This is a genomic window from Cellulomonas sp. zg-ZUI22 (genome assembly GCF_017353535.1).
GTDB classification, from domain to species: Bacteria; Actinomycetota; Actinomycetes; order Actinomycetales; family Cellulomonadaceae; genus Cellulomonas; species Cellulomonas wangleii.
In genome coordinates this window covers 1,027,499-1,045,695 of sequence record NZ_JAFMUZ010000001.1, presented here as the reverse complement: position 1 = coordinate 1,045,695, position 18,197 = coordinate 1,027,499, and the positions used below count along the sequence as shown (strand labels likewise).

Here is an 18,197-nt window from a genome sequence, read left to right as displayed (position 1 = left end):
GATCCGACACGATCACGGCCGCAGGGGTCGGGCTGCTTCACTGCTCGCCGTGACCTTCCGTACCCGGCGCACGACCGCCGTCCCCGCCCTCGCCCTCGCTCTCACCGTGGCCCTGTCCGGCTGCGGCACCGTCGTCGACGCCGTCCTGGGCGACAGCCCCGAGGCCGCCCAGCGCGACGAGCCCGGCGGCGAGATCACGGCCTCCGCCGAGGCCGACGTCTTCTCGCTGCAGGTGGGCGACTGCCTCAACTACCTCGCTGAGTCGGAGGAGGCCACCGAGTTCGCGGCACTGCCGACCGTGCCGTGCGCCGAGCAGCACGACGCCGAGATCTACGCCGAGACGACCCTCACCCAGGAGCAGCACGAGAGCGACCTGGCGCTGGCCGCGGACGCCGAGGCCGAGACGCCGACGCACGCCGACCAGTTCTGCTACGACGCGTTCGCCGGGTTCGTCGGGACGTCGTACGAGGAGTCCACGCTCGACTACACCTACCTCTCCCCCACCCCGGAGAGCTGGGCGCAGGGCGACGACGTGGTCCAGTGCCTCGTCGTGCACCTCGAGGGCGGGCTCACGGGGAGCATGCGCGACTCGGCCCTCTGACCGGCCGCGGCACCCCCAGCCGCTCCAGCAGGACCCCGCGGGCGTCGCACGACCCGGGCTCGACGGCGGCGGTCAGCCGGCCGCCGTCGAGCACGCGGACCTCGTCCGCGAGGGCGAGCGCCTCGTCCACGTCGTGCGTGACCAGCACCGTGGCCACCGGCCGCGCCGCCCGCACCTCCCGCAGCAGCGCGTGCGCACCGAGGCGGGTGAGGGCGTCGAGCGCACCGAACGGCTCGTCCAGCAGCAGCACGCGCGGCTCGCGGTGCAGCGCGCGGGCCAGCGCGACGCGCTGCGCCTCCCCGCCGGACAGCGTCAGCGGCCACGCGTCGGCCAGGTGCGCGAGGCCGACCTCGGCGAGCGCGGCGAGCGCCCGCGGCCGGTCCGACGCGCGCGGCACCGGGCCCGGGCCGAGCAGGACGTTGCGCCACACCGGCTCCCACGGCAGCAGCCGCGGCTCCTGGAACACGACGGCCGTGGGGTCCGCCACCTCCAGGTGGTCGGCCCGCGCGCCCGGGTCCAGGCCCGCCAGCGCGCGCAGCAGCGTGGACTTGCCGCCCCCGCTGCGCCCGACGACCGCCACGCACGCGCCCGCGGGCACGTCGAGGTCGAGGCCCGCCAGGACGTCCCGACCGCCGAACCCCCGCCGCAGCCCGCGCGCCCGCACGCTCACGGCCGCACCCCGCCGTCCTCGGCACGGGTGAGCCGCGTCGCGTCGACGGCGACGCCCGTGACGTCGACCGCGCCCGGAATCATCCCCTCCTCGACGTACAGCGCGGCGACGCGCGCCAGCTCGGCGGCGAAGCCGTCGTCGGCCGGCCGGACGTCCGGCGTCTCCAGCGCGCCGAGCGCGGCCGCGACCTGCGCGTCCGCACCCGACGCCCGGTACGCCCCGGTCCGGCGCCCCGGGTCGGCCCGCAGCGCGTCGGCCTCCGCGACCAGGGCGTCGTACAGCGCGGCCACGGCCGCCGGGTGCCGCTCGACGACGTCGCGGGTCGTGACGTGAACGGTCCGGTTGTCCGACCCCAGGTCGCGCGCGAGCGCGACGGTCCGCACCCCCGGCAGCGCCTGCGCGCCCACGAGGTACTGGTCCCACGTCGCCCACGCGTCGACGCGGCCGGCGGCGAAGGCGGTCGCGGCGTCCGGCGGCGCGAGGTGCTCGACCGTGACGTCCTCGGGCGTCAGCCCCGCCTCCCGCAGCGCGAGCCGCAGCAGGTACTCCCCCGTGCCGCCGCGGTTCACGGCGACGGAGCGCCCGGCCAGGCCGGCCACGTCCGTGACCTCACCGTGGGCGACGATGCCCTGGGTGTCACCCGCGTCGTGCTCGACGGCCACCACGACGAGGTCGGGCGTGCCGGCGAGCGCGGCGACCACGGCCGTGGTGGAGCCGGAGACGACGTCCACGTGGCCCGCCGCGAGCGCCTCGGCGGCGGGGGCGAAGGCCGGGAACGACGGGGACACCGCCAGGTCGACGCCGACGTCCGCCAGGTGCTGGGCGGCCAGACCGTCGTCGACCGCGAGCGTCAGCAGGTTCTGCGTCGACAGCGGACCGACGCGCAGGGTGGTGGCGGGTGCGCCGGTGGGCGCGGACGACGCCCCGGACCCTGCGCCCGCCGCGGCGCAGCCCGCCAGCGCGAGCACCGCGCCCACTGCCGACGCGGACGCGCCGGGCGGACGGCGGCGTGACCGGGTGCGGCACGGGACCACTCCGCGCGGTGCACGGCGGGGACGGGGGCGCGGTGTCATGCGGGCTCCTGGGTCGGGGGTCGGGCGGGTGGCAGGGGATGCCGGGCCGGCGGAGGTCCGCCGGGGGCGTCGGACGCCGGGACGGCGGGGGCAGGGGTGGGGGCGACGGCCCGGGCGACGGGCCCGGGAGCACGCCAGCGCAGCGCCCGGTGCTCCACACCGCGCACCAGGGCGTCGGTGACCAGGCCGAGCACCGCGTACAGCGCGACGCAGACGAGGACGACGTCGGTGCGCGCCCACGTCCGGGCGTCGGTGAGCAGCGCCCCGACCCCGCGGTCGGTCGCGACCTGCTCGGCGACGATCACCGCGACCCAGCCGGTGCCCAGGGCGAGCCGCACGCCGGCGAGCACCGAGGGCAGCGCGCCGGGCAGCACGACGCGCCGCACGGTGACCCACCGGCCCACGCCCTGCGCCGCCGCGACCTCCCGCAGGCGGGAGTCGACGCCCCGGGCCCCGGTGACGGTCGCGACGTACACGGGCACGGCGCTCGCCAGCACGACGAGCAGCACCTTGGGCGTCTCACCCAGCCCCCACCACACGACGAGCAGCGGGGTCAGGGCGGTGAACGGCACGGCCCGCACGGCCTGCAGGGGCCGGTCGACGACGTCGTGGCCGATCGGCGACAGCCCGGCGACGAGCCCGAGGACCAGCCCGGCCCCCGTGCCGAGGAGCGCACCCGCCGCGAGACGGCCCACGCTGACCGCGAGCGCGGGCAGCAGCGTCCCGGTGGCCACCAGGTCGGCCGCGGCGCGCGCGACGTCGACCGGTCCGGGCAGCACCCGGGGGTCGACCGCACCCGTCGCACTGGCGGCGGCCCACGCCACGAGGACGGCGCCCAGGCTGCACCACGCGCGCCAACCACCCGTCCGGCGGCCCGAGGCCCGGGTCACGGCGTGGCCCCGTCCGCGGTCGGGGCCGTGCGGGTCGGGGCCGTGCGGGTCGGTGCAGCCGGGGTCGGACCGGCGGGTGCTGCGGGCACGGGTGTCTCCGGTGGGTCGGTGCGGGCGCGACGGCACCGCCTCCAGGCGCGCGTCACCCCCGCCACGACGACGCGGGCGGCAGGACGTGCGCGGAGGCGTGCGCCGCCCACCGCGCGCGGCGGTACGGGACGGGCACGACGACGCCCGCCCGCGTGACGTCACGCGGGCCGGCGTGGGCGGGTCAGCCGGCCCCGGGACCTCGCCGTGCTCGCACGCCGGGCAGGCCGTGCGGGTGCAGGGCGTGCGGGTGCAGATGGGCGGACGGCAGCGGACGCATGGGAGACATGCGCGACATCCCTTCGCTAGTGCGACCTAGATCAGGTTCGACGGGTGTGATCTCAGCCGCGGATGCGGCACCCCGTGTCACGACGCCGCCGACGCTACCCCCGGACGTCCGGTTCGTCCGCAGGCGTCCGCACTGTGGCCGCGCACGCCGACGACCCCGCCCGGGACCTCCCGGACGGGGTCGCACCCGACGCGGCGACGGACGCATCAGGGCACGTTGCCGTGCTCGCGGAACTCCCGCCAGACGTTCTCGAAGAAGTCGTCGTCCTCCGGCACGGGACGCCGCGGTCGCCACCGGAAGACCGGCAGCCCCGCGGGGTCGTCGGCGTCGCGCGGCGCCACCGGCGCCCAGGCCCGGCCGTCGTCGGTGACGGGTGACGCCCCACCCGGCGGGACCCAGGCCGTCTCCTGGATCTCGCCGTCCAGGGCGCCCGCGTCGAGCCGGAACCGGTACAGCTCCGGCAGGTCGAGCGGCTCACCGTCCGGCCCGGCCAGCGGCAGCTCCCCGTCGGGGTCGGTGTACAGCACCGACCCGCGGGACCGCCCGCCGTGCGCCAGGTAGTCGGCCATCGCCGACAGGTACACGTACGCGCTGGTCAGCACGTCGCGGACCAGGAACGTCCGGTCGACGGACCGCCGGGAGCCGGGGTCGGCGGTGACCAGGTCGCGGTAGCCGGTGAGCCAGGCGTGCACCTGCTCGAGCGCGGCGTGGACGGACGCGGCCGAGCGCACCGGCCCGGCGTCGCGGCTCATGAGCACCTGCACGTCGCGCAGCAGGTCACCGGTGTTGTCGGGGACGCCGGCCGCGGCCCGGCCGGTCGCACGGACCGTCAGGTCGAGCGCGGCGCCGAGCACGGGCGCGGCCGCCGCCGCGAACGCCGCGTCGTCGAGCGGCGGGCTGTCGCGGCGCGCAGCGACGAGCTGCGCGGCCCGCGTCGCCCCCACCTGGCCGCTGTTGAGCGCGGCCCCGCCCGGGCGGTACACGCCGTGCGCCCCGGCCGCCTCGCCGACGGGGAACAGGCCGCTGACGTTCGACTCCCACCAGGCGTCCACGACGAGGCCGCCGTTGTTGTGCTGCGCGCAGACGTCCACCTCGAGGAGGTCGGTCTCCAGGTCCACCTGGGGGTTGCGCTCGAGGTAGAACCGGTACGCGGGCTCGTTCATGCGCCGCAGCCGCTCGATCGGCGTGCCGCCCAGCACCCCGGCCCGCTCCAGGTACCCGTACGCCTCGGGGCTCATCGCGGTGGCGTCGAAGTCGTCGCGCACGGGGTTGCGGCGGAAGTCGAGGAAGACCCGGCGCCCGCGCAGCACGGTCTCGCGGTGCACCAGCAGGTCGATCAGGGACGACCCGTCGCGCGCCTTGCGGATGTCGAAGGGCCACTGGTAGCCCTTGAGGAACACGAGGGTCAGCAGGCGCCCGTAGTCCTCGACCGCCTCGGTGAGGAACTCGCGCTCGTCGCCGCCGTCCGCGTCGGTGGACACGAAGCGCGGGACGACCTGCATGTACGTGCCCGAGACGTTCCACCGCGGCCTGGTCGACGCGAGCCCGAACTGCCACTCGGTGAGGTTCTTGCCGTGCACGCCCGCGCGGTACGCCGCCCCGGATGCACCCCACTGCCCGTGCGGGAACACGCGCGTCGCGTACATCCCCGCCGGGCCGCCGGTGGCGTACACGAGGTTGGTGCAGCGCAGCAGCAGCCACGGGCTCGCCGCGCCGTCGTGCGGCACGTCGGTGCGCAGGACGAGCAGGCCGGCGACCCGGCGCGCGCCCGGCCCGGCGTCGGGGTCGGGCACCGTGACGACGTCGACGACGCGGCAGCCGTCGAGCACCGGTGTGCCGTCCGCGCGGACCCTCGCCTCGAGCCGCTCGACCATGGTCCGGCTCGTGTACGGGCCGACGGACGTGGCGCGCCGCCGCGGGTCGTGGTCGGTCTTGTAGCCGATGAACTCCCCGAACCGGTTCTGCGGGAACGGCACCCCCAGGTCCACCAGGTGCAGGAACGCGCGCGCCGACAGGGCGGCCTCGGCCAGCGCGTTGTCGCCGTCCATCGCACCGCCGCTGAACAACGTCTGCGCCATCTCGCGCACGGAGTCGTCGTCACCGCCGGACAGCGTCAGCTTGTAGTACGTCTGCTTGTCCGAGCCCGCGTTGCGCGACGCCCCCGCGTTCACCTTGTCGGCGACCATGACGACGTCGTCGTGGCCGAGCTGCACCAGCCGCGCGGCCGCGCAGTACCCGGCCGAGCCGGTGCCGACCACGACGGTGGTCGCGGTGACGACCGGCACGTCGTGGCCCGCCACACGCAGGGTCCGCGGCTCGTGGCGCCGCTCGGGAGCCGCGGGACGTGCGGCGCCCGTCGGGTCGTCGCCTCTGCTCATGGGTGATCGCCTCCGTGGGTCACAGGACCGGGACGTGCATGCCGCCGTCGACGTGGAAGACCTCGCCCGTCGAGTACGGCGTCTGACCGGACGCGAGCAGCGCGACGGCGCCCGCGACGTCGGCGGGGCGGCCCCAGCGGTTGACCGGTGCGAGGCCCTGCGCGATGAGCGCGTCGTACTTCTCGGTCACGCCCGCGGTCATGTCCGTCGCGATGACGCCCGGCCGCACCTCGTGGACGACGACGCCCTCGGGGGCCAGGCGCACGGCCCACAGCTGCGTCGCCATCGCGACGCCGGCCTTCGAGACGCAGTAGTCGCCGCGGTTCGTCGAGACGGTCGTCGCCGAGATCGACGAGACGTTGACGATCGTCGCGACGGGCCGCTGCGGCGGTTCCGGGGGCGCGTCGAGGGGGCCGCGCAGCTCGATCACGCGCCGCGCGAACTCCTGCGTGAGGAAGTACGGCCCGCGCAGGTTGATGCCGAGCACGCGGTCGAACGACTCGGGCGTCGCGTCGAGCAGGTCGGCGCGGACGCTCGGCGCGACGCCCGCGTTGTTGACGAGCAGGTCGAGGCGGCCCCACGCGTCGACGGCGTCGGCGACGTAGCGGCGGTGGTCGTCGAGGTCGGCGACGGAACCCCGGACGTACCGCACGAGCGCCGGGTCGCCCGCGGCCTCGCGCAGCTCGGCCAGCACGTCCGCGGGCTCCTCGCGCGTGGCCAGGATCGAGACGGCGAACCCGTCGGCGACCAGGCGACGGCTGATGCCGAGCCCGATCCCGCGGTTGCCTCCGGTGACGAGCGCGACGGGCGGCATCGGTGCCCTCCTGCGGGTCGTGCACCGAGGGCGGCGCGCGGGTGCGCGGTCCGGCGCGGCGGTGCGGCGGGTCGTGCGGGCCGGGGAGTCCCGACGACGGCGTCGGGCGGCCCCGTCGTCGTTGCCGACGGGGCGCGGACCGACGCGGGGATCGTCGCATGCCGCGCGCTCGGTTGGCAAGCGCTTTCCTGCCAGGTCGACGTCCGTGCGAGGATCGACGCGTGCTCCGGACGCCCCCCGCCGCCCCGCCGCGCCCGGGGACCCCGCGACCCCGCGACCTCGCGCGCCGGACCCGCGCGTGAGTGCCGTCCTCGCCGCGCTGGGCACGATGGGCGCCGTCGTCGCGCTCGGCTGGGTGCTCGGGCGGTGGCGCGTCCTCGGCGAGCGCGCCGCCCCGGTGCTGGCGCGCGTCGTGTTCGTCGTCGCCGCACCCGCGCTGCTCCTGTCGACCGTCGCCCACGCCGACCTGCACCTGCTGGTGTCCCGCACGGCCGTCGTCACGTGGACGTCCACCGCGCTGGTCGCGCTGCTCGCCGCCCTCGTCCTGCGGGTCGTGTGGCACCGGTCCGCCGCCGACGTCACCGTCGGCACTCTCGTCTCGTCGTACGTCAACGCCGGGAACATCGGCCTGCCGCTCGCGGTCTACCTGCTCGACGACCCCGTCGTCGTCGTGCCCACGCTGCTCTTCCAGCTCCTGGTCCTCGCGCCCGTGGCCTTCGCGGTCCTCGACGCCCGCCCCGCGCCGCCGCTGGACGGCCCGGAACCCGCGGGCACCGGCCCGGACGGCTCCGACACCGCACCGGCTGGGATGCGGGTCGCCGGGGTGGCGCGCCGCACGCTGAGCAACCCGATCATCGTCGGGACCCTCGTCGGGCTCGTCCTCGCGGCGCTGCCGTGGTCGGTGCCCGAGGTCGTGCTCCAGCCGTTCGCGCTCGTCGGCGCCGCGGCCGCACCGCTGGCGCTCCTCACGTTCGGCATGTCGCTCGCCGCCCCGCGCACCACCGCGGACGCCGCACCCCGCCGCGACCTGGCGCTGGCCGTCGGGCTGCGGTCGGTCGTGCACCCGGTGCTCACCTGGGGCGTCGGGACCGCCCTCGGGCTGCCCGCGCCGGCGCTGCTCGCCGTGGTCGCCATGGCCGCCCTGCCCACCGCCCAGAACGTGCTGGTCTACGCGATGCAGTACCGCCACGGCGAGGCGCTGGCCCGCGACGCCGGCCTGCTCACCACCGTGCTGTGCGTGCCGGTGCTGCTGGTGGTCGCGGCGGCCCTCGGCTGAGGGCCCCTCGGGTCAGCCGTCGGCGCGGCGGGGCCGGGCGCGCACGTGCATGCGCTCCCCCTGCGGTCCGTACAGCGCCAGGACCTCGACGGGCTCGTCGCCCACGTTCCCCAGCCAGTGCGGCACACGGGTGTCGAACTCGGCAGCCTCGCCCGGGGCCAGGTCCAGCGCGCGCCCGCCGAGCACCAGCCGCAGCGTGCCGCTGAGCACGTAGACCCACTCGTACCCGTCGTGCACACGCGGCTCGCCCTGCTCCGGCGTGCGCGGCGGGTACACCATCCGGTACGCGCGCGGCCCGTCCGCACGGCGGCTCAGCGGCACGTACGTGACGCCGTGCCGCACCGTCGGCTGCGCCGTCACGCGCGGGTCGTCGCCCGCCGGGACGTCGACGAGCTCGTCGATCGTCACCTCGTGGAACCGCGCGAGCGGGAGAAGCAGCTCCAGCGCGGGCCGGCGCCGCCCCGACTCCAGTCGCGACAGGGTGCTCACGGAGATGCCCGTGGCCGCCGCGACGTCCGCGAGCGTCGCCTCCCGCTGCTCGCGCAGGGCCCGCAGTCGTGGTCCCACGGTGCCGAGCACCGCGTCGAGGTCGTCGTCCATCCCGCAGTTTGCCGATACGGCAACTGCACTTGTCAACCCGGCACGTGAGGCGCAGGCTCGTGCCATGCCGACCACCCCCACCCCCGTCGACGTCCTCGTCATCGGCGGCGGCGCCGCCGGGCTCGCCGCCGCCATGAGCCTGGGACGCTCCCGACGCACCGTGCGCGTCCTGGACGCGGGCGAGCCGCGCAACGCCGTGTCGCCGCACGCGCACAACCTGCTGACCCGGGACGGTACGGCGCCCGCCGACCTGCTCGCGACCGCACGCGACGAGGTCGAGCGGTACGACGTCGAGATCGTCACGGCACGGGTCGTCGACGCACGGGAGGTGGACGACGCCGCCGGCGACCGCGGCCCGGCCGAGCCGGCCTTCGAGGTCCGCACCGCCGACGGCGCCACCCACCGTGCGCGTCGCCTCGTCGTGACCACCGGCATGCGCGACGAGCTGCCCGACGTCCCGGGGCTGGCCGCCCGGTGGGGCCGTGACGCGCTGCACTGCCCGTACTGCCACGGCTGGGAGGTCCGCGAGCGCACCCTGGCGGTGCTGGCCACCGGGCCGCGGGCCGTGCACCAGGCGCTGCTGGTGCGCCAGCTCAGCGACGACGTGACCCTGCTGACGGGCGACACCTTCGAACCCGGCGCCGACGACGCGGCGGACCTCGCGGCCCGCGGCGTGCGGGTGGTCCGCGGCCCGGTGACGGGCGTGCGGACCGAGCAGGACACGCTGACCGGCCTCGTGCTCGCCGACGGCGGGCTGGTGCCCTGCGACGCGGTGTTCATCGCCACCCGGGCCGTGCTCGACGCGGCCGTGGTCGACGCGCTGGGGCTCGAGACCACGACGCTCGACGCGGACGGCGAGGACACCGGACGCGCCGTCACGGTCGACGAGACGGGGGCCACGTCCGTCCCCGGCGTGTGGGCGGCCGGGAACGTCACCGGCCCGCAGCACGCGCTGCCGTCGAGCATCGCCGCGGGGTCGAAGGCGGGTGCGCACGTCAACGCCTCCCTGGTGGCCGCGGACGTCGCGGCGGCGCGCGCGACCGTCGACGCCTGACCGGGCGCCCGCACGACCTGACCGCCCGACCGACCCGCCCCTCAGGAGACCCCGTGCACGAGCACTCGACACCCGACCAGAGCCGGCACGACCGGACCGACCACGACCGGACCGACCACGACCGGACCGTGCACGACCGGACCGTGCACGACCTGCCCGAGGAGACCCTCGACCCCGCCTGGTGGGAGGAGCGGTACCGCTCGCAGGACCGGCTGTGGAGCGGGCGGGTCAACGCCTCGCTCGTGCAGCTCGCGTCCGACCTGCCGCCCGGGACGGCGCTCGACGCCGGTGCGGGCGAGGGCGGGGACGCCGTGTGGCTCGCCGAGCGGGGGTGGCGGGTCACGGCGGTGGACGCGTCGCGCACGGCCCTCGACCGGGGTGCCGCCGAGGCGGCGCGGCGCGGGCTCGACGTCACCTGGGTGCAGGCCGACCTGCGGACCTGGGTGCCGTCGCAGCGGTACGACCTGGTGACGTCGCACTACCTGCACGCCGAGGGTGGGCGTGGGTGGCACTGGCTCGCCGACGCCGTCGCGCCGGGCGGGACGCTGCTCGTCGTCGGGCACGACCCGTCGGACCTCGACGGGCCCGTGCCCCGGCCCCACCTCGCGCGGCTGGGGCACACGGCGGACCAGGTGGCCGCCGACCTGGACCCCACGCAGTGGGCGTCGATCGAGCCGCAGGTGCTCGTGCGCACGATCCCGCACGACGGCGTCGAGGTCACCGTGCGCGACGCGGTCCTGGTGGCGCGTCGCCGCTGACGGCACGGCCGCGCGGTCACCGCGCGGGACGTGAGCCCGGTGGCGCGTCGTCCGCCGCCGACGCGCCGACCAGGCCCGTGCGGTGGGCCAGCACCACGAGCTGGGAGCGGTCGCGCGCGGCGAGCTTGGTCAGCAGGCGGGAGACGTAGGTCCGCGCCGTCGCGGGACTGAGGTGCAGCCGGTCGGCGATCTCCTGGTTGGAGCGGCCGGACCCGATCTCCCGCAGCACCTCACGCTCGCGGTCCGTCAGCACCCCGAGGGGGGCCGTGTCGGCGGCGGGCGGTCGCGCGGCGGCGGCACGCATGACGCGCCGGGTCACGGCGGGGTCGAGCAGCGCCTCGCCCGCCGCGACGGTGCGGACCGCCTGCCGCAGCTCGTCGGGGGCCACGTCCTTGAGCAGGAACCCGGCGGCGCCGGCCCGGATCGCGGCGAACACGTTCTCGTCCTCGTCGAAGGTGGTCAGCACCAGCACCGCGGTGCCCGCGAGCGCGGCGTCGTCGACGATCGCGCGGGTGGCCTCGATGCCGTCGAGGTCGGGCATGCGGACGTCCATGAGCACGACGTCGGGGTGCAGCTCGCGCACGCGCGCCACGGCCTGCCGCCCGGTCGCGGCCTCCCCCACCACGGCGATGTCCCCGTCCCGCTCGACGAGGGCGCGCAGGCCGGCGCGCAGCAGCTCCTGGTCGTCGGCCAGGACGACGCCGATCATGCGTCGAGCCTCGCGGGGAGCCGGGCGTGCACGGTGAAGCCGCCGCCGTCGCCCGGGCCGGAGGCGAGCGTCCCCCCGAGCAGCGCGGCGCGCTCGGCCATGCCGCGCAGCCCCTGCCCCGCGGTCGCCGCGGCGCGCACCGGCCCGGTGCCGTCGTCGTCGACGCGCAGGTCGAGCCAGCCGTCGGCCACGCCCGCCGCGACCGTGACCCGGGCGGCGTCGGCGTGCCGCATCACGTTGGTCAGGGCCTCCTGGACGATCCGGTAGGCGCCGGCGCCGATGGCCCCGTCCACCGCGCCGTCCGGCACGTCGAGCCGCAGGTCGACCTCCAGCCCGGCGGCACGCGCCGACGCCGCGAGCGCGCCCACCCCCGCCAGCCCGACGGCGCCGCGGGCCGTCCCCTCGTGCGACGCGCGCAGCAGCCGGACCGTCGCGCGCAGCTCGCGCAGCGTCGCACCGGTGGCCTCCCGCACCTGCGCGATCGACGCGGCGGCCAGCGCGTCGTCCCGGCCCACGGCCTCGGCGGCGACGCCCGCGTGCACCGCGACCACGGACACGGTGTGCCCGATGCTGTCGTGCAGGTCGCGCGCGATCCGCACGCGCTGCGCCTCCATGCGGCGCTCCGCGTCGGCGGCCTGCTCGGCCAGCGCCGCGACCCGCAGCCGTTCCTGGTCCTCCCGCGACCGGCGCCGCGCGCGCACGCTCTCGCCCAGGGCCACGGCCGCCGCGACGAGCGCCACGTTGGTGAGCAGGTCGTAGCTCAGCAGGTAGCTCACCGGCAGTCCTCCGGCGATGCGGAAGTACGCGGCGACGCCGACGAGCACCGCCCCCACGGCGAGCGCCGCCCGGGTGCGCCCCAGCTCGGCCGCGGAGTACAGCGCGGCCGTCGCCGGCAGCGCCTGCCCGATCGCGGGGAACCCGAGCGCGTAGTACACGAAGATGCCGAGCACCGTCACGACCAGGACCGCGACGGGCCACCGGCGGCGCACGAGCAGCACGGCACCGAACCCCACGGCGAACGCGTACGCCACGGGCGACGGGTCGCGCTCGGCCGAGACGCCCGCGCCGATGGTGAGCGCGACGACGGCGACCGTCCCGAGCGCGAGCCCGAGGTCGGTCGCGCGCGGCGTCAGCTGTGCGGTCACACCCCGAGCGTAGGAACACCGGGCCCTCCGGGACATCCCCGGCATGTCGACTCCCCCGGGTCGCCTCCTGACGACACCCGCAGTCGACGACGGACGAGCGACACGGACGACACCTGCCGGATTCCCCGCGGACCCCGGCTGCCTAGCGTCGGGAGGCATGGAGAACACACCGATGACCAGCCAGTCCGTCCCTCTCACCGCGCGCCGACGGGTGCGTGGCCGCGTGGTCGCCGCGCTCGCCGCGACCGTCCTGCTCTTCCCCGCGATCGGGGTCACCAACGCGCCCGACCGGGTGGTCCCGGCGATCGTCCTGCCCGTCACGGTGGCCATCTGGGTCGCCGTCCTCGGCCTGCGCGACATCCCCCGGCCCGTCCTCACGGGCACCCTCGCGGGCCTCGCGTACGGCGCCGTCCTCATGACGGTGTCGCTCGTGTCCGGCGCCGGCGAGGTGTCGCCGGGCCTGCACGCCGTGGCCGCCGTCTTCGAGATCGGGTGGTCGACGCTGCTCGGTGCCGGCCTCGGGCTGCTCGGCAGCGGGCTGCAGCAGATCCGGGGGCGACGGCCGTGAGGCGCCCCCGAGGTGCGCTGCGGCTCGTCGCGAGCGCAGGGGCCGCCCTCCTCGTGGCCGCGGGCGTGAGCGCCTGCAGCGAGGTGTCCGTCTCGGCGGTCGACGTGCCGGAGACGTTCGACGTCCCGCTGCCCGTCCCCCCGCTCGCGCCGTCGCGCGTCGCGGCGGACGGCACCCGTACCTTCCGGCTGACCGCGCAGGAGGGCTCGACCCAGTTCACCCCCGGCGTCGACACCCCCACCTGGGGGTTCGACGGCGACCTGCTGGGCCCCACCCTGCGGGCGGCACGCGGCGAGAAGGTCGCCGTCGAGGTCCGCAACGACCTGCCCGAGACGACGAGCGTGCACTGGCACGGCATGCACCTGCCCGCCGCGATGGACGGCGGCCCGCACCAGAGCGTCGAGCCCGGCGCCACGTGGCGCCCGACCTGGCGCATCGACCAGCCCGCCGCGACCCTCTGGTACCACCCGCACCCGCACGGCCAGACGCAGGAGCACGTCTACCGCGGGCTGGCCGGGTTCTTCCTGCTCGACGACCCCGCCGCACCGGACGTCGGCCTGCCGACGGAGTACGGCGTCGACGACGTGCCGGTGGTCGTGCAGGACCGGAACGTCGACCGCGACGGGTCGCTCGACATGTCCGGCGGTGAGCTCGGGGTCCTGGGCTCGCTGGTGACGACGAACGGCGTGCGCGGCGCCCACCTGCCCGTGACGACGCAGCGCGTGCGCCTGCGGCTGCTCAACGGGTCGACGGCGCGCACGTACGCGTTCGGGTTCGAGGACGACCGCCGGTTCCTGCAGGTCGCGTCCGACGGCGGGCTGCTCACCGAGCCGCTGCCCACGACCCGCGTCCAGCTGTCACCGGGCGAGCGGGCGGAGGTCGTCGTCACGGCGTCGCCGGGCGAGACGGTCCGGCTGCGCTCGTTCCCGCCGGACCTGGGGCGCGTCGTCGCGGGCTTCGCGATGGGCGCCCAGGACACCTTCGACGTCCTGGAGCTGCGCGCCGCGCCCGACCTGGCCCCGTCGCCCGAGGTGGCGCCGACGCTGACGACCCTGGAGCCGATGTCCGCCGCGGACGCGGACGTGACGCGCACCTTCGAGCTGGAGGACCGCTCGATCAACGGCCGCCGCATGGACATGGACCGCGTCGACGTCACCGCCGAGCTGGGCACGACGGAGGTGTGGGAGGTCCGCAACCGCAACGCGTTCCCGCACAGCCTGCACGTGCACGACGTGCAGATGCGGGTCCTCGACATCGACGGCGAGGCCCCGCCGGCGGCGCTCGCGGGCGCGAAGGACACCGTCTACCTGGCACCGAACCGCACGTACCGCCTGATCATGCGGTTCGAGGACTACGCGGACCCCGACACGCCCTACATGTTCCACTGCCACCTGCTGCTGCACGAGGACCAGGGCATGATGGGCCAGCTCGTGGTCGTGGACCCGGACGACGCGACGGGCGGGCAACCGTCCCGCGGCGGGGACGACGCCGGCGGCGACGACGCCGGCGAGGACGCCCACCACCACGGGTGACCGCGGCCGGTCGGGCCCGCGGCAGCCCTCGTCGCCTGCTGGCCTCCGACGTCGCCGACCGCGCGGCGGACGTCGCCGTGCGCCCGGCGGGGGCGGGATCGATCCGCCGGGGCCGTACGTTGGGACCAGCAGGCGCGCCAGAACGGCGCCACGACGAGACGAGACGAGCACCGACGCATGAGCAGCACCCCCGCAGTCCTCGAGGCCACCGACGTCTGGGCCGGGTACGGCGGCCCGCCCGTGCTGGCGGGCGTCTCCCTCACCCTGCGCCCGGGCGACGCCCTGGGCGTGCTCGGACGCTCGGGCGTCGGCAAGTCCACGCTCGTCGAGATCCTGGGCGGCGGCATGCGCGCGAGCCAGGGACACGTGACCCTCGACGGCGTGCCGGTCGGCAAGACCCCGCGCCGACGGCGCAAGGAGGTCAAGGCGCGCCTGCGCACGGTCCACCAGAACGGCCTGGCCGGGATCGACACGCAGCGCACGGTCGAGGAGACGATCCTCGACGCGTTCAAGGAGGCCCGGAAGGCCGGTCGCACCACGAACAACGACGTCGAGGCGGCGCTGGCCGTCGTGGGCCTGCCGATCCGGTTCGTCACGCGGCGCGTCGGCACGCTGTCCGGCGGGGAGCGGCAGCGCGTCGCGATCGCACGAGCCCTGGCCACCCGGCCCGACCTGCTGCTGCTCGACGAGCCGCTCACGGCCGTCGACCAGTCGATGCGCGAGGAGATCGCCGACGACATCCGCGCCCTGGTCCGCGCCGACGGCATCGGGCTGCTGGTCGCGTCGCACGACGTGCGGCTGCTCGACCGCCTGACCGACCGGGTGCTGGTGCTCGCCGACGGCACGTTCGTCGAGTCCGGCCCGTTGCGCGACGTCCTGCGCGACCCGCAGCACCCGGACACGCAGGCCGTCGCGGCGTCGCTGCCCGAGCTGACGGGCGGCCGGCCGCCCGCCTGACCGGCGCGGTCCGCCTGACCGGCGCGCGACAGGCGACCGGTCGGGATCCCGCACGGAGCGGGCCGGGCGGCCCCTGCCGCCCGGCCCTCCCCGGCTCCGAGCCCGGGCCACGAGGTCCGCACCGCCGCCCCCGCGGGCGACGGTGCGGACCGGTTGCCGGTGGGACCGTCCCGGCTACCGCTGCAGCGTGAGCAGCCCCGGACGGTACGGCAGCAGCCCGTAGTCGCCGCCCGAGCTGGGGCTGCGACCCTGGTAGAGCAGCTGCAGGTTGCACGGGTCGACCGTCATGGTCTGGTCCGCGCTGGTGCGCAGCAGCTCACCGTGGCTGATGTCGTTCGTCCACGTCGCGCCGCTGTTGGCCTTGCCCGCGAACGGGTTCGACTCGGTGGCCGCCTGCGGGGTCCACTGCCCGTCCAGGCTGGTGGCGGTGAAGGACCGGAAGTAGCGGCCCTGGCTGCCGATGGCCTCGACGATCATGAGGTACCGCTGCTGGCCGGCGAGCTTGTAGACCTGCACGGCCTCGAACAGGTTGTTCGTCGAGTCGGTCATGATCGTCTCGTAGCTCGACCCGAAGCTGCCGGGGAAGTTCCCGATCGGCATGCTGGCCCGGTAGATGCGGCCGTTGTCGCCGGCGAAGAACAGGTACATGTTCCTGTCGTCACCGATGAGCGCCTGGTCGATCGGACCGGTCCCCGAGTTGCTGATCGAGCCGGTGAACAGGTCCTGGTGCGGACCCCAGCTGTTCACGTCCGTCGGGTTGGTCGACGTCCGGTAGGAGAACGCCGGACCGCCCCACTGGTAGGCCAGCACCCAGACGTTCTTGGGCGCGAAGTAGAACAGCGACGGCGCGACCGCGCTGAACGGCATCGCGTTCTGGCTCGCCGAGCCCATCTGCGACCAGCTGGAGAACAGCCCGAAGTTCATCGAGCCCCAGCGCGTGCCCGTGTCGTGCGTCGTGGCGTACACGAGCTGCTGGCCGTTGACCGGCGCGACCGTGAAGTCCTTCAGCGAGACCCAGCCCGAGCGCGGCTGGGCGAGCGCACCGGAGGACGACCAGCGGTACGTCGACGGCAGCGTGCACGTGGCCGGCGGCGGGGTGGTGGGCGGCGGGGTGGTGGGCGGCGGGGTGGTCGGCGGCGGCGTCGTGGGCGGCGGCGTGGTGGGGTTCACCGTGGGCGACGCGGTCGGCTGCTGGGTTGGGGTCACCGCACCGTTGCAGCCGGCACCGTTGAGCGTGAACGCCGTGGGCACCGGGTTGCTGCTGCCGGAGAACACGCCGTTGAAGCCGAGCTGCACGGTCCCACCGCTGGGCACCGACGCGTTGTAGTCGGCGTTCCTGATGGTCACCTGGTTGCCGTTCTGCGTGGCCACACCGCTCCACGCCTGCTGCACCGACTGGCTGCCGGGGAACGTGAACCCGAGGGTCCAGCCGTTGAGCGCGGCACCGCGGTTGGTGATGCGCACGTCGGCCGTGAAGCCGCCGGGCCACTGCGCGGTGACCGTGTAGACCACGCTGCACGTCCCGGTGCCGGGGTCCGGCGGCGGGGTGGTGGGCGGCGGGGTGGTGGGCGGAGGCGTCGTCGGCGGAGGCGTCGTCGGCGGCGGGGTCGTCGGCGGCGGGGTCGTGGGTGCGGCTGCGTTCAGCGCGTTGAGCACCGAGGTGTAGGCGGCCTTCTTGTTGCCCGAGGAGTCGAACAGCAGCGGGTTGGCCCCGGTGCGCCAGGAGTCCGAGTCGCGCACGCCCCACACGGTGATGCCGGTGCAGCGCGAGACCGCCAGGCACGCCTGGGTGACCTGCCGGTAGGCGTTGGCCTGGTTCGAGCCCTGCTCGATGTCGAGCTCGGTGATCTGCACGTCGACGCCCAGGTCGGCGAAGCGCTGCAGGTTGGCCTGGTAGTCGCTCGGCACGCTCGTGCCCAGGTGCGACTGGAACCCCACGCAGTCGATCGGCACGCCGCGGGACTTGAAGTCCCGGACCATGTTGTAGACGCCGGTGGACTTCGCGTTGACGCCGTCGGTGTTGTAGTCGTTGTAGCAGAGCTTGGCGCCCGGGTCCGCGGCACGAGCGGCACGGAACGCGGCCTCGATCCAGTCGTTGCCCGTGCGCTGCAGGTTCGAGTCACGCCGCGAGCCGCGCCCGTCGTCCGCGAACGCCTCGTTGACCACGTCCCAGCTGTGGATCTTGCCGCGGTAGTGCGACGCGACCTGCGTGACGTGGTTGATCAGCGCGTCACGCAGCGTCTGGCCGGACAGGCTCTGCATCCAGCCGGGCTGCTGCTGGTGCCAGGCCAGCGTGTGGCCGCGGACCTGCTTGCCCTTGCCGAGCGCGTAGCTGACGATCCGGTCGCCGTTGGTGAAGCTGAACTGGTTGCGGTTCGGCTCCGTGGCGTCCATCTTCATCTCGTTCTCGGCCACGATCGAGCTGAACTCACGGTCGACGATCCCCATGTAGGTGGAGTCGTTCATGCGGCCGGCGGCGATGGCCACACCGTAGTAGCGCCCGCTCTGCTGGGCGGCCGCGCCGAGCGTGCTCTCGGCGGCCTGCGCCGGCAGCGTGGTGAGGACCCCGGTGATGGTGATGGCGGCGGCCGCGGTCGCGGCGACCAGCACCCGCCGCCCTGGTCGCGTCGTGTTCGTCATGCGTCACCCTCTCTGCGGCCCGCCGGACGGCGGGGATCGCGGCCGTACCGGGCACCTCGGAGGGCACGGCGGTCCCACCCGTGTGCGGGTGCAGGCCTGGTGCGTCCGGTGCCGACCGCGCGGGTGGACGCCGTCGGCCCGCCGCACGGCCGGGTG

General features: G+C 75.9%; 16 protein-coding genes and 1 riboswitch. Of the genes, 7 read left to right on the top strand and 9 right to left on the bottom strand.

All coding sequences use genetic code 11. From position 1 onward, the window contains the following. The first annotated feature begins 49 nt into the window (after positions 1 to 49). The gene (locus J1G43_RS04725) at positions 50 to 601 is read left to right on the top strand and encodes a septum formation family protein (RefSeq protein ID WP_207339371.1); all 552 of its coding nucleotides are present in this window, start codon (positions 50 to 52) and stop codon (positions 599 to 601) included. Here the strand turns inward: J1G43_RS04725 and J1G43_RS04720 are convergent. The 5 genes from J1G43_RS04720 to J1G43_RS04700 all read right to left on the bottom strand — a co-directional run bounded on the left by J1G43_RS04720 (position 570) and on the right by J1G43_RS04700 (position 6,802). Next, positions 570 to 1,271 carry an ABC transporter ATP-binding protein gene (locus J1G43_RS04720; RefSeq protein WP_207378055.1) on the bottom strand — a complete coding sequence of 234 codons (702 nt, stop codon included), beginning with the start codon at positions 1,269 to 1,271 and terminating at the stop codon, positions 570 to 572. The genes J1G43_RS04725 and J1G43_RS04720 overlap by 32 nt on opposite strands. After that, positions 1,268 to 2,239, bottom strand: coding sequence for an ABC transporter substrate-binding protein (locus J1G43_RS04715; protein ID WP_207378054.1), 972 nt, complete (start codon positions 2,237 to 2,239; stop codon positions 1,268 to 1,270). The genes J1G43_RS04720 and J1G43_RS04715 overlap by 4 nt, the downstream gene beginning before the upstream one ends. A gap of 101 nt (positions 2,240 to 2,340) precedes the next feature. Then, positions 2,341 to 3,123 carry an ABC transporter permease gene (locus J1G43_RS04710; protein ID WP_207378053.1) on the bottom strand — a complete coding sequence of 261 codons (783 nt, stop codon included), beginning with the start codon at positions 3,121 to 3,123 and terminating at the stop codon, positions 2,341 to 2,343. Between the two features lie 478 nt (positions 3,124 to 3,601). Next, positions 3,602 to 3,695, bottom strand: a riboswitch (TPP riboswitch). Positions 3,696 to 3,816: 121 nt separating this feature from the next. Then, positions 3,817 to 5,988, bottom strand: coding sequence for an FAD-binding protein (locus tag J1G43_RS04705; protein WP_207339375.1), 2,172 nt, complete (start codon positions 5,986 to 5,988; stop codon positions 3,817 to 3,819). Between the two features lie 19 nt (positions 5,989 to 6,007). Further along, positions 6,008 to 6,802: a 3-ketoacyl-ACP reductase gene (locus tag J1G43_RS04700; RefSeq protein ID WP_207339376.1), complete on the bottom strand. Its 795-nt coding sequence runs from the start codon at positions 6,800 to 6,802 to the stop codon at positions 6,008 to 6,010. Between the two features lie 298 nt (positions 6,803 to 7,100). On the opposite strand from J1G43_RS04700, the gene J1G43_RS04695 reads away from it, so the two are divergent. Then, a complete protein-coding gene (locus J1G43_RS04695; RefSeq protein WP_207339377.1) occupies positions 7,101 to 8,078 on the top strand; it encodes an AEC family transporter in 978 nt (325 codons plus the stop codon). Positions 8,079 to 8,090: 12 nt separating this feature from the next. On the opposite strand, the gene J1G43_RS04690 is transcribed toward J1G43_RS04695, so the two are convergent. Continuing rightward, positions 8,091 to 8,678, bottom strand: a complete 588-nt coding sequence (locus J1G43_RS04690) for a helix-turn-helix domain-containing protein (RefSeq protein ID WP_207378052.1) — start codon at positions 8,676 to 8,678, stop codon at positions 8,091 to 8,093. 64 nt (positions 8,679 to 8,742) lie between these two features. Between J1G43_RS04690 and J1G43_RS04685 the strand changes: the two genes are divergently transcribed. Next, positions 8,743 to 9,732: an NAD(P)/FAD-dependent oxidoreductase gene (locus J1G43_RS04685; RefSeq protein ID WP_207339379.1), complete on the top strand. Its 990-nt coding sequence runs from the start codon at positions 8,743 to 8,745 to the stop codon at positions 9,730 to 9,732. A gap of 53 nt (positions 9,733 to 9,785) precedes the next feature. Further along, entirely contained in the window at positions 9,786 to 10,490 is a 705-nt protein-coding gene (locus J1G43_RS04680; RefSeq protein ID WP_207339380.1) for a bifunctional 2-polyprenyl-6-hydroxyphenol methylase/3-demethylubiquinol 3-O-methyltransferase UbiG, read from the top strand. A gap of 16 nt (positions 10,491 to 10,506) precedes the next feature. Here the strand turns inward: J1G43_RS04680 and J1G43_RS04675 are convergent, their stop codons facing one another. Together J1G43_RS04675 and J1G43_RS04670 are read right to left on the bottom strand one after the other, a co-directional pair. After that, a complete protein-coding gene (locus tag J1G43_RS04675) occupies positions 10,507 to 11,199 on the bottom strand; it encodes a response regulator transcription factor (protein ID WP_207339381.1) in 693 nt (230 codons plus the stop codon). Continuing rightward, positions 11,196 to 12,344, bottom strand: coding sequence for a histidine kinase (locus J1G43_RS04670; protein ID WP_307859475.1), 1,149 nt, complete (start codon positions 12,342 to 12,344; stop codon positions 11,196 to 11,198). The genes J1G43_RS04675 and J1G43_RS04670 overlap by 4 nt, the downstream gene beginning before the upstream one ends. 157 nt (positions 12,345 to 12,501) lie before the next feature. On the opposite strand from J1G43_RS04670, the gene J1G43_RS04665 reads away from it, so the two are divergent. The 3 genes from J1G43_RS04665 to J1G43_RS04655 all read left to right on the top strand — a co-directional run bounded on the left by J1G43_RS04665 (position 12,502) and on the right by J1G43_RS04655 (position 15,401). Further along, positions 12,502 to 12,912: a hypothetical protein gene (locus tag J1G43_RS04665; protein WP_207370096.1), complete on the top strand. Its 411-nt coding sequence runs from the start codon at positions 12,502 to 12,504 to the stop codon at positions 12,910 to 12,912. Then, a complete protein-coding gene (locus J1G43_RS04660; protein ID WP_207370095.1) occupies positions 12,909 to 14,444 on the top strand; it encodes a multicopper oxidase family protein in 1,536 nt (511 codons plus the stop codon). The genes J1G43_RS04665 and J1G43_RS04660 overlap by 4 nt, the downstream gene beginning before the upstream one ends. A gap of 177 nt (positions 14,445 to 14,621) precedes the next feature. Next, positions 14,622 to 15,401 (top strand): ATP-binding cassette domain-containing protein, encoded by a 780-nt coding sequence (locus J1G43_RS04655; RefSeq protein ID WP_207339384.1) that lies wholly within the window; start codon positions 14,622 to 14,624, stop codon positions 15,399 to 15,401. A gap of 174 nt (positions 15,402 to 15,575) precedes the next feature. On the opposite strand, the gene J1G43_RS04650 is transcribed toward J1G43_RS04655, so the two are convergent. After that, positions 15,576 to 18,041: a non-reducing end alpha-L-arabinofuranosidase family hydrolase gene (locus tag J1G43_RS04650; protein WP_207370094.1), complete on the bottom strand. Its 2,466-nt coding sequence runs from the start codon at positions 18,039 to 18,041 to the stop codon at positions 15,576 to 15,578. Positions 18,042 to 18,197: the final 156 nt, after the last annotated feature.

What these genes read in the sequence shown, in the direction of transcription:
- J1G43_RS04700 (WP_207339376.1), bottom strand. Translation starts at nt 6,802, where the DNA reads ATGCCGCCCGTCGCGCTCGTCACCGGAGGCAACCGCGGGATCGGGCTC.
- J1G43_RS04675 (WP_207339381.1), bottom strand. Translation starts at nt 11,199, where the DNA reads ATGATCGGCGTCGTCCTGGCCGACGACCAGGAGCTGCTGCGCGCCGGC.
- J1G43_RS04650 (WP_207370094.1), bottom strand. Translation starts at nt 18,041, where the DNA reads ATGACGAACACGACGCGACCAGGGCGGCGGGTGCTGGTCGCCGCGACC.
- J1G43_RS04655 (WP_207339384.1), top strand. Translation starts at nt 14,622, where the DNA reads ATGAGCAGCACCCCCGCAGTCCTCGAGGCCACCGACGTCTGGGCCGGG.
- J1G43_RS04665 (WP_207370096.1), top strand. Translation starts at nt 12,502, where the DNA reads ATGGAGAACACACCGATGACCAGCCAGTCCGTCCCTCTCACCGCGCGC.
- J1G43_RS04690 (WP_207378052.1), bottom strand. Translation starts at nt 8,678, where the DNA reads ATGGACGACGACCTCGACGCGGTGCTCGGCACCGTGGGACCACGACTG.
- J1G43_RS04705 (WP_207339375.1), bottom strand. Translation starts at nt 5,988, where the DNA reads ATGAGCAGAGGCGACGACCCGACGGGCGCCGCACGTCCCGCGGCTCCC.
- J1G43_RS04685 (WP_207339379.1), top strand. Translation starts at nt 8,743, where the DNA reads ATGCCGACCACCCCCACCCCCGTCGACGTCCTCGTCATCGGCGGCGGC.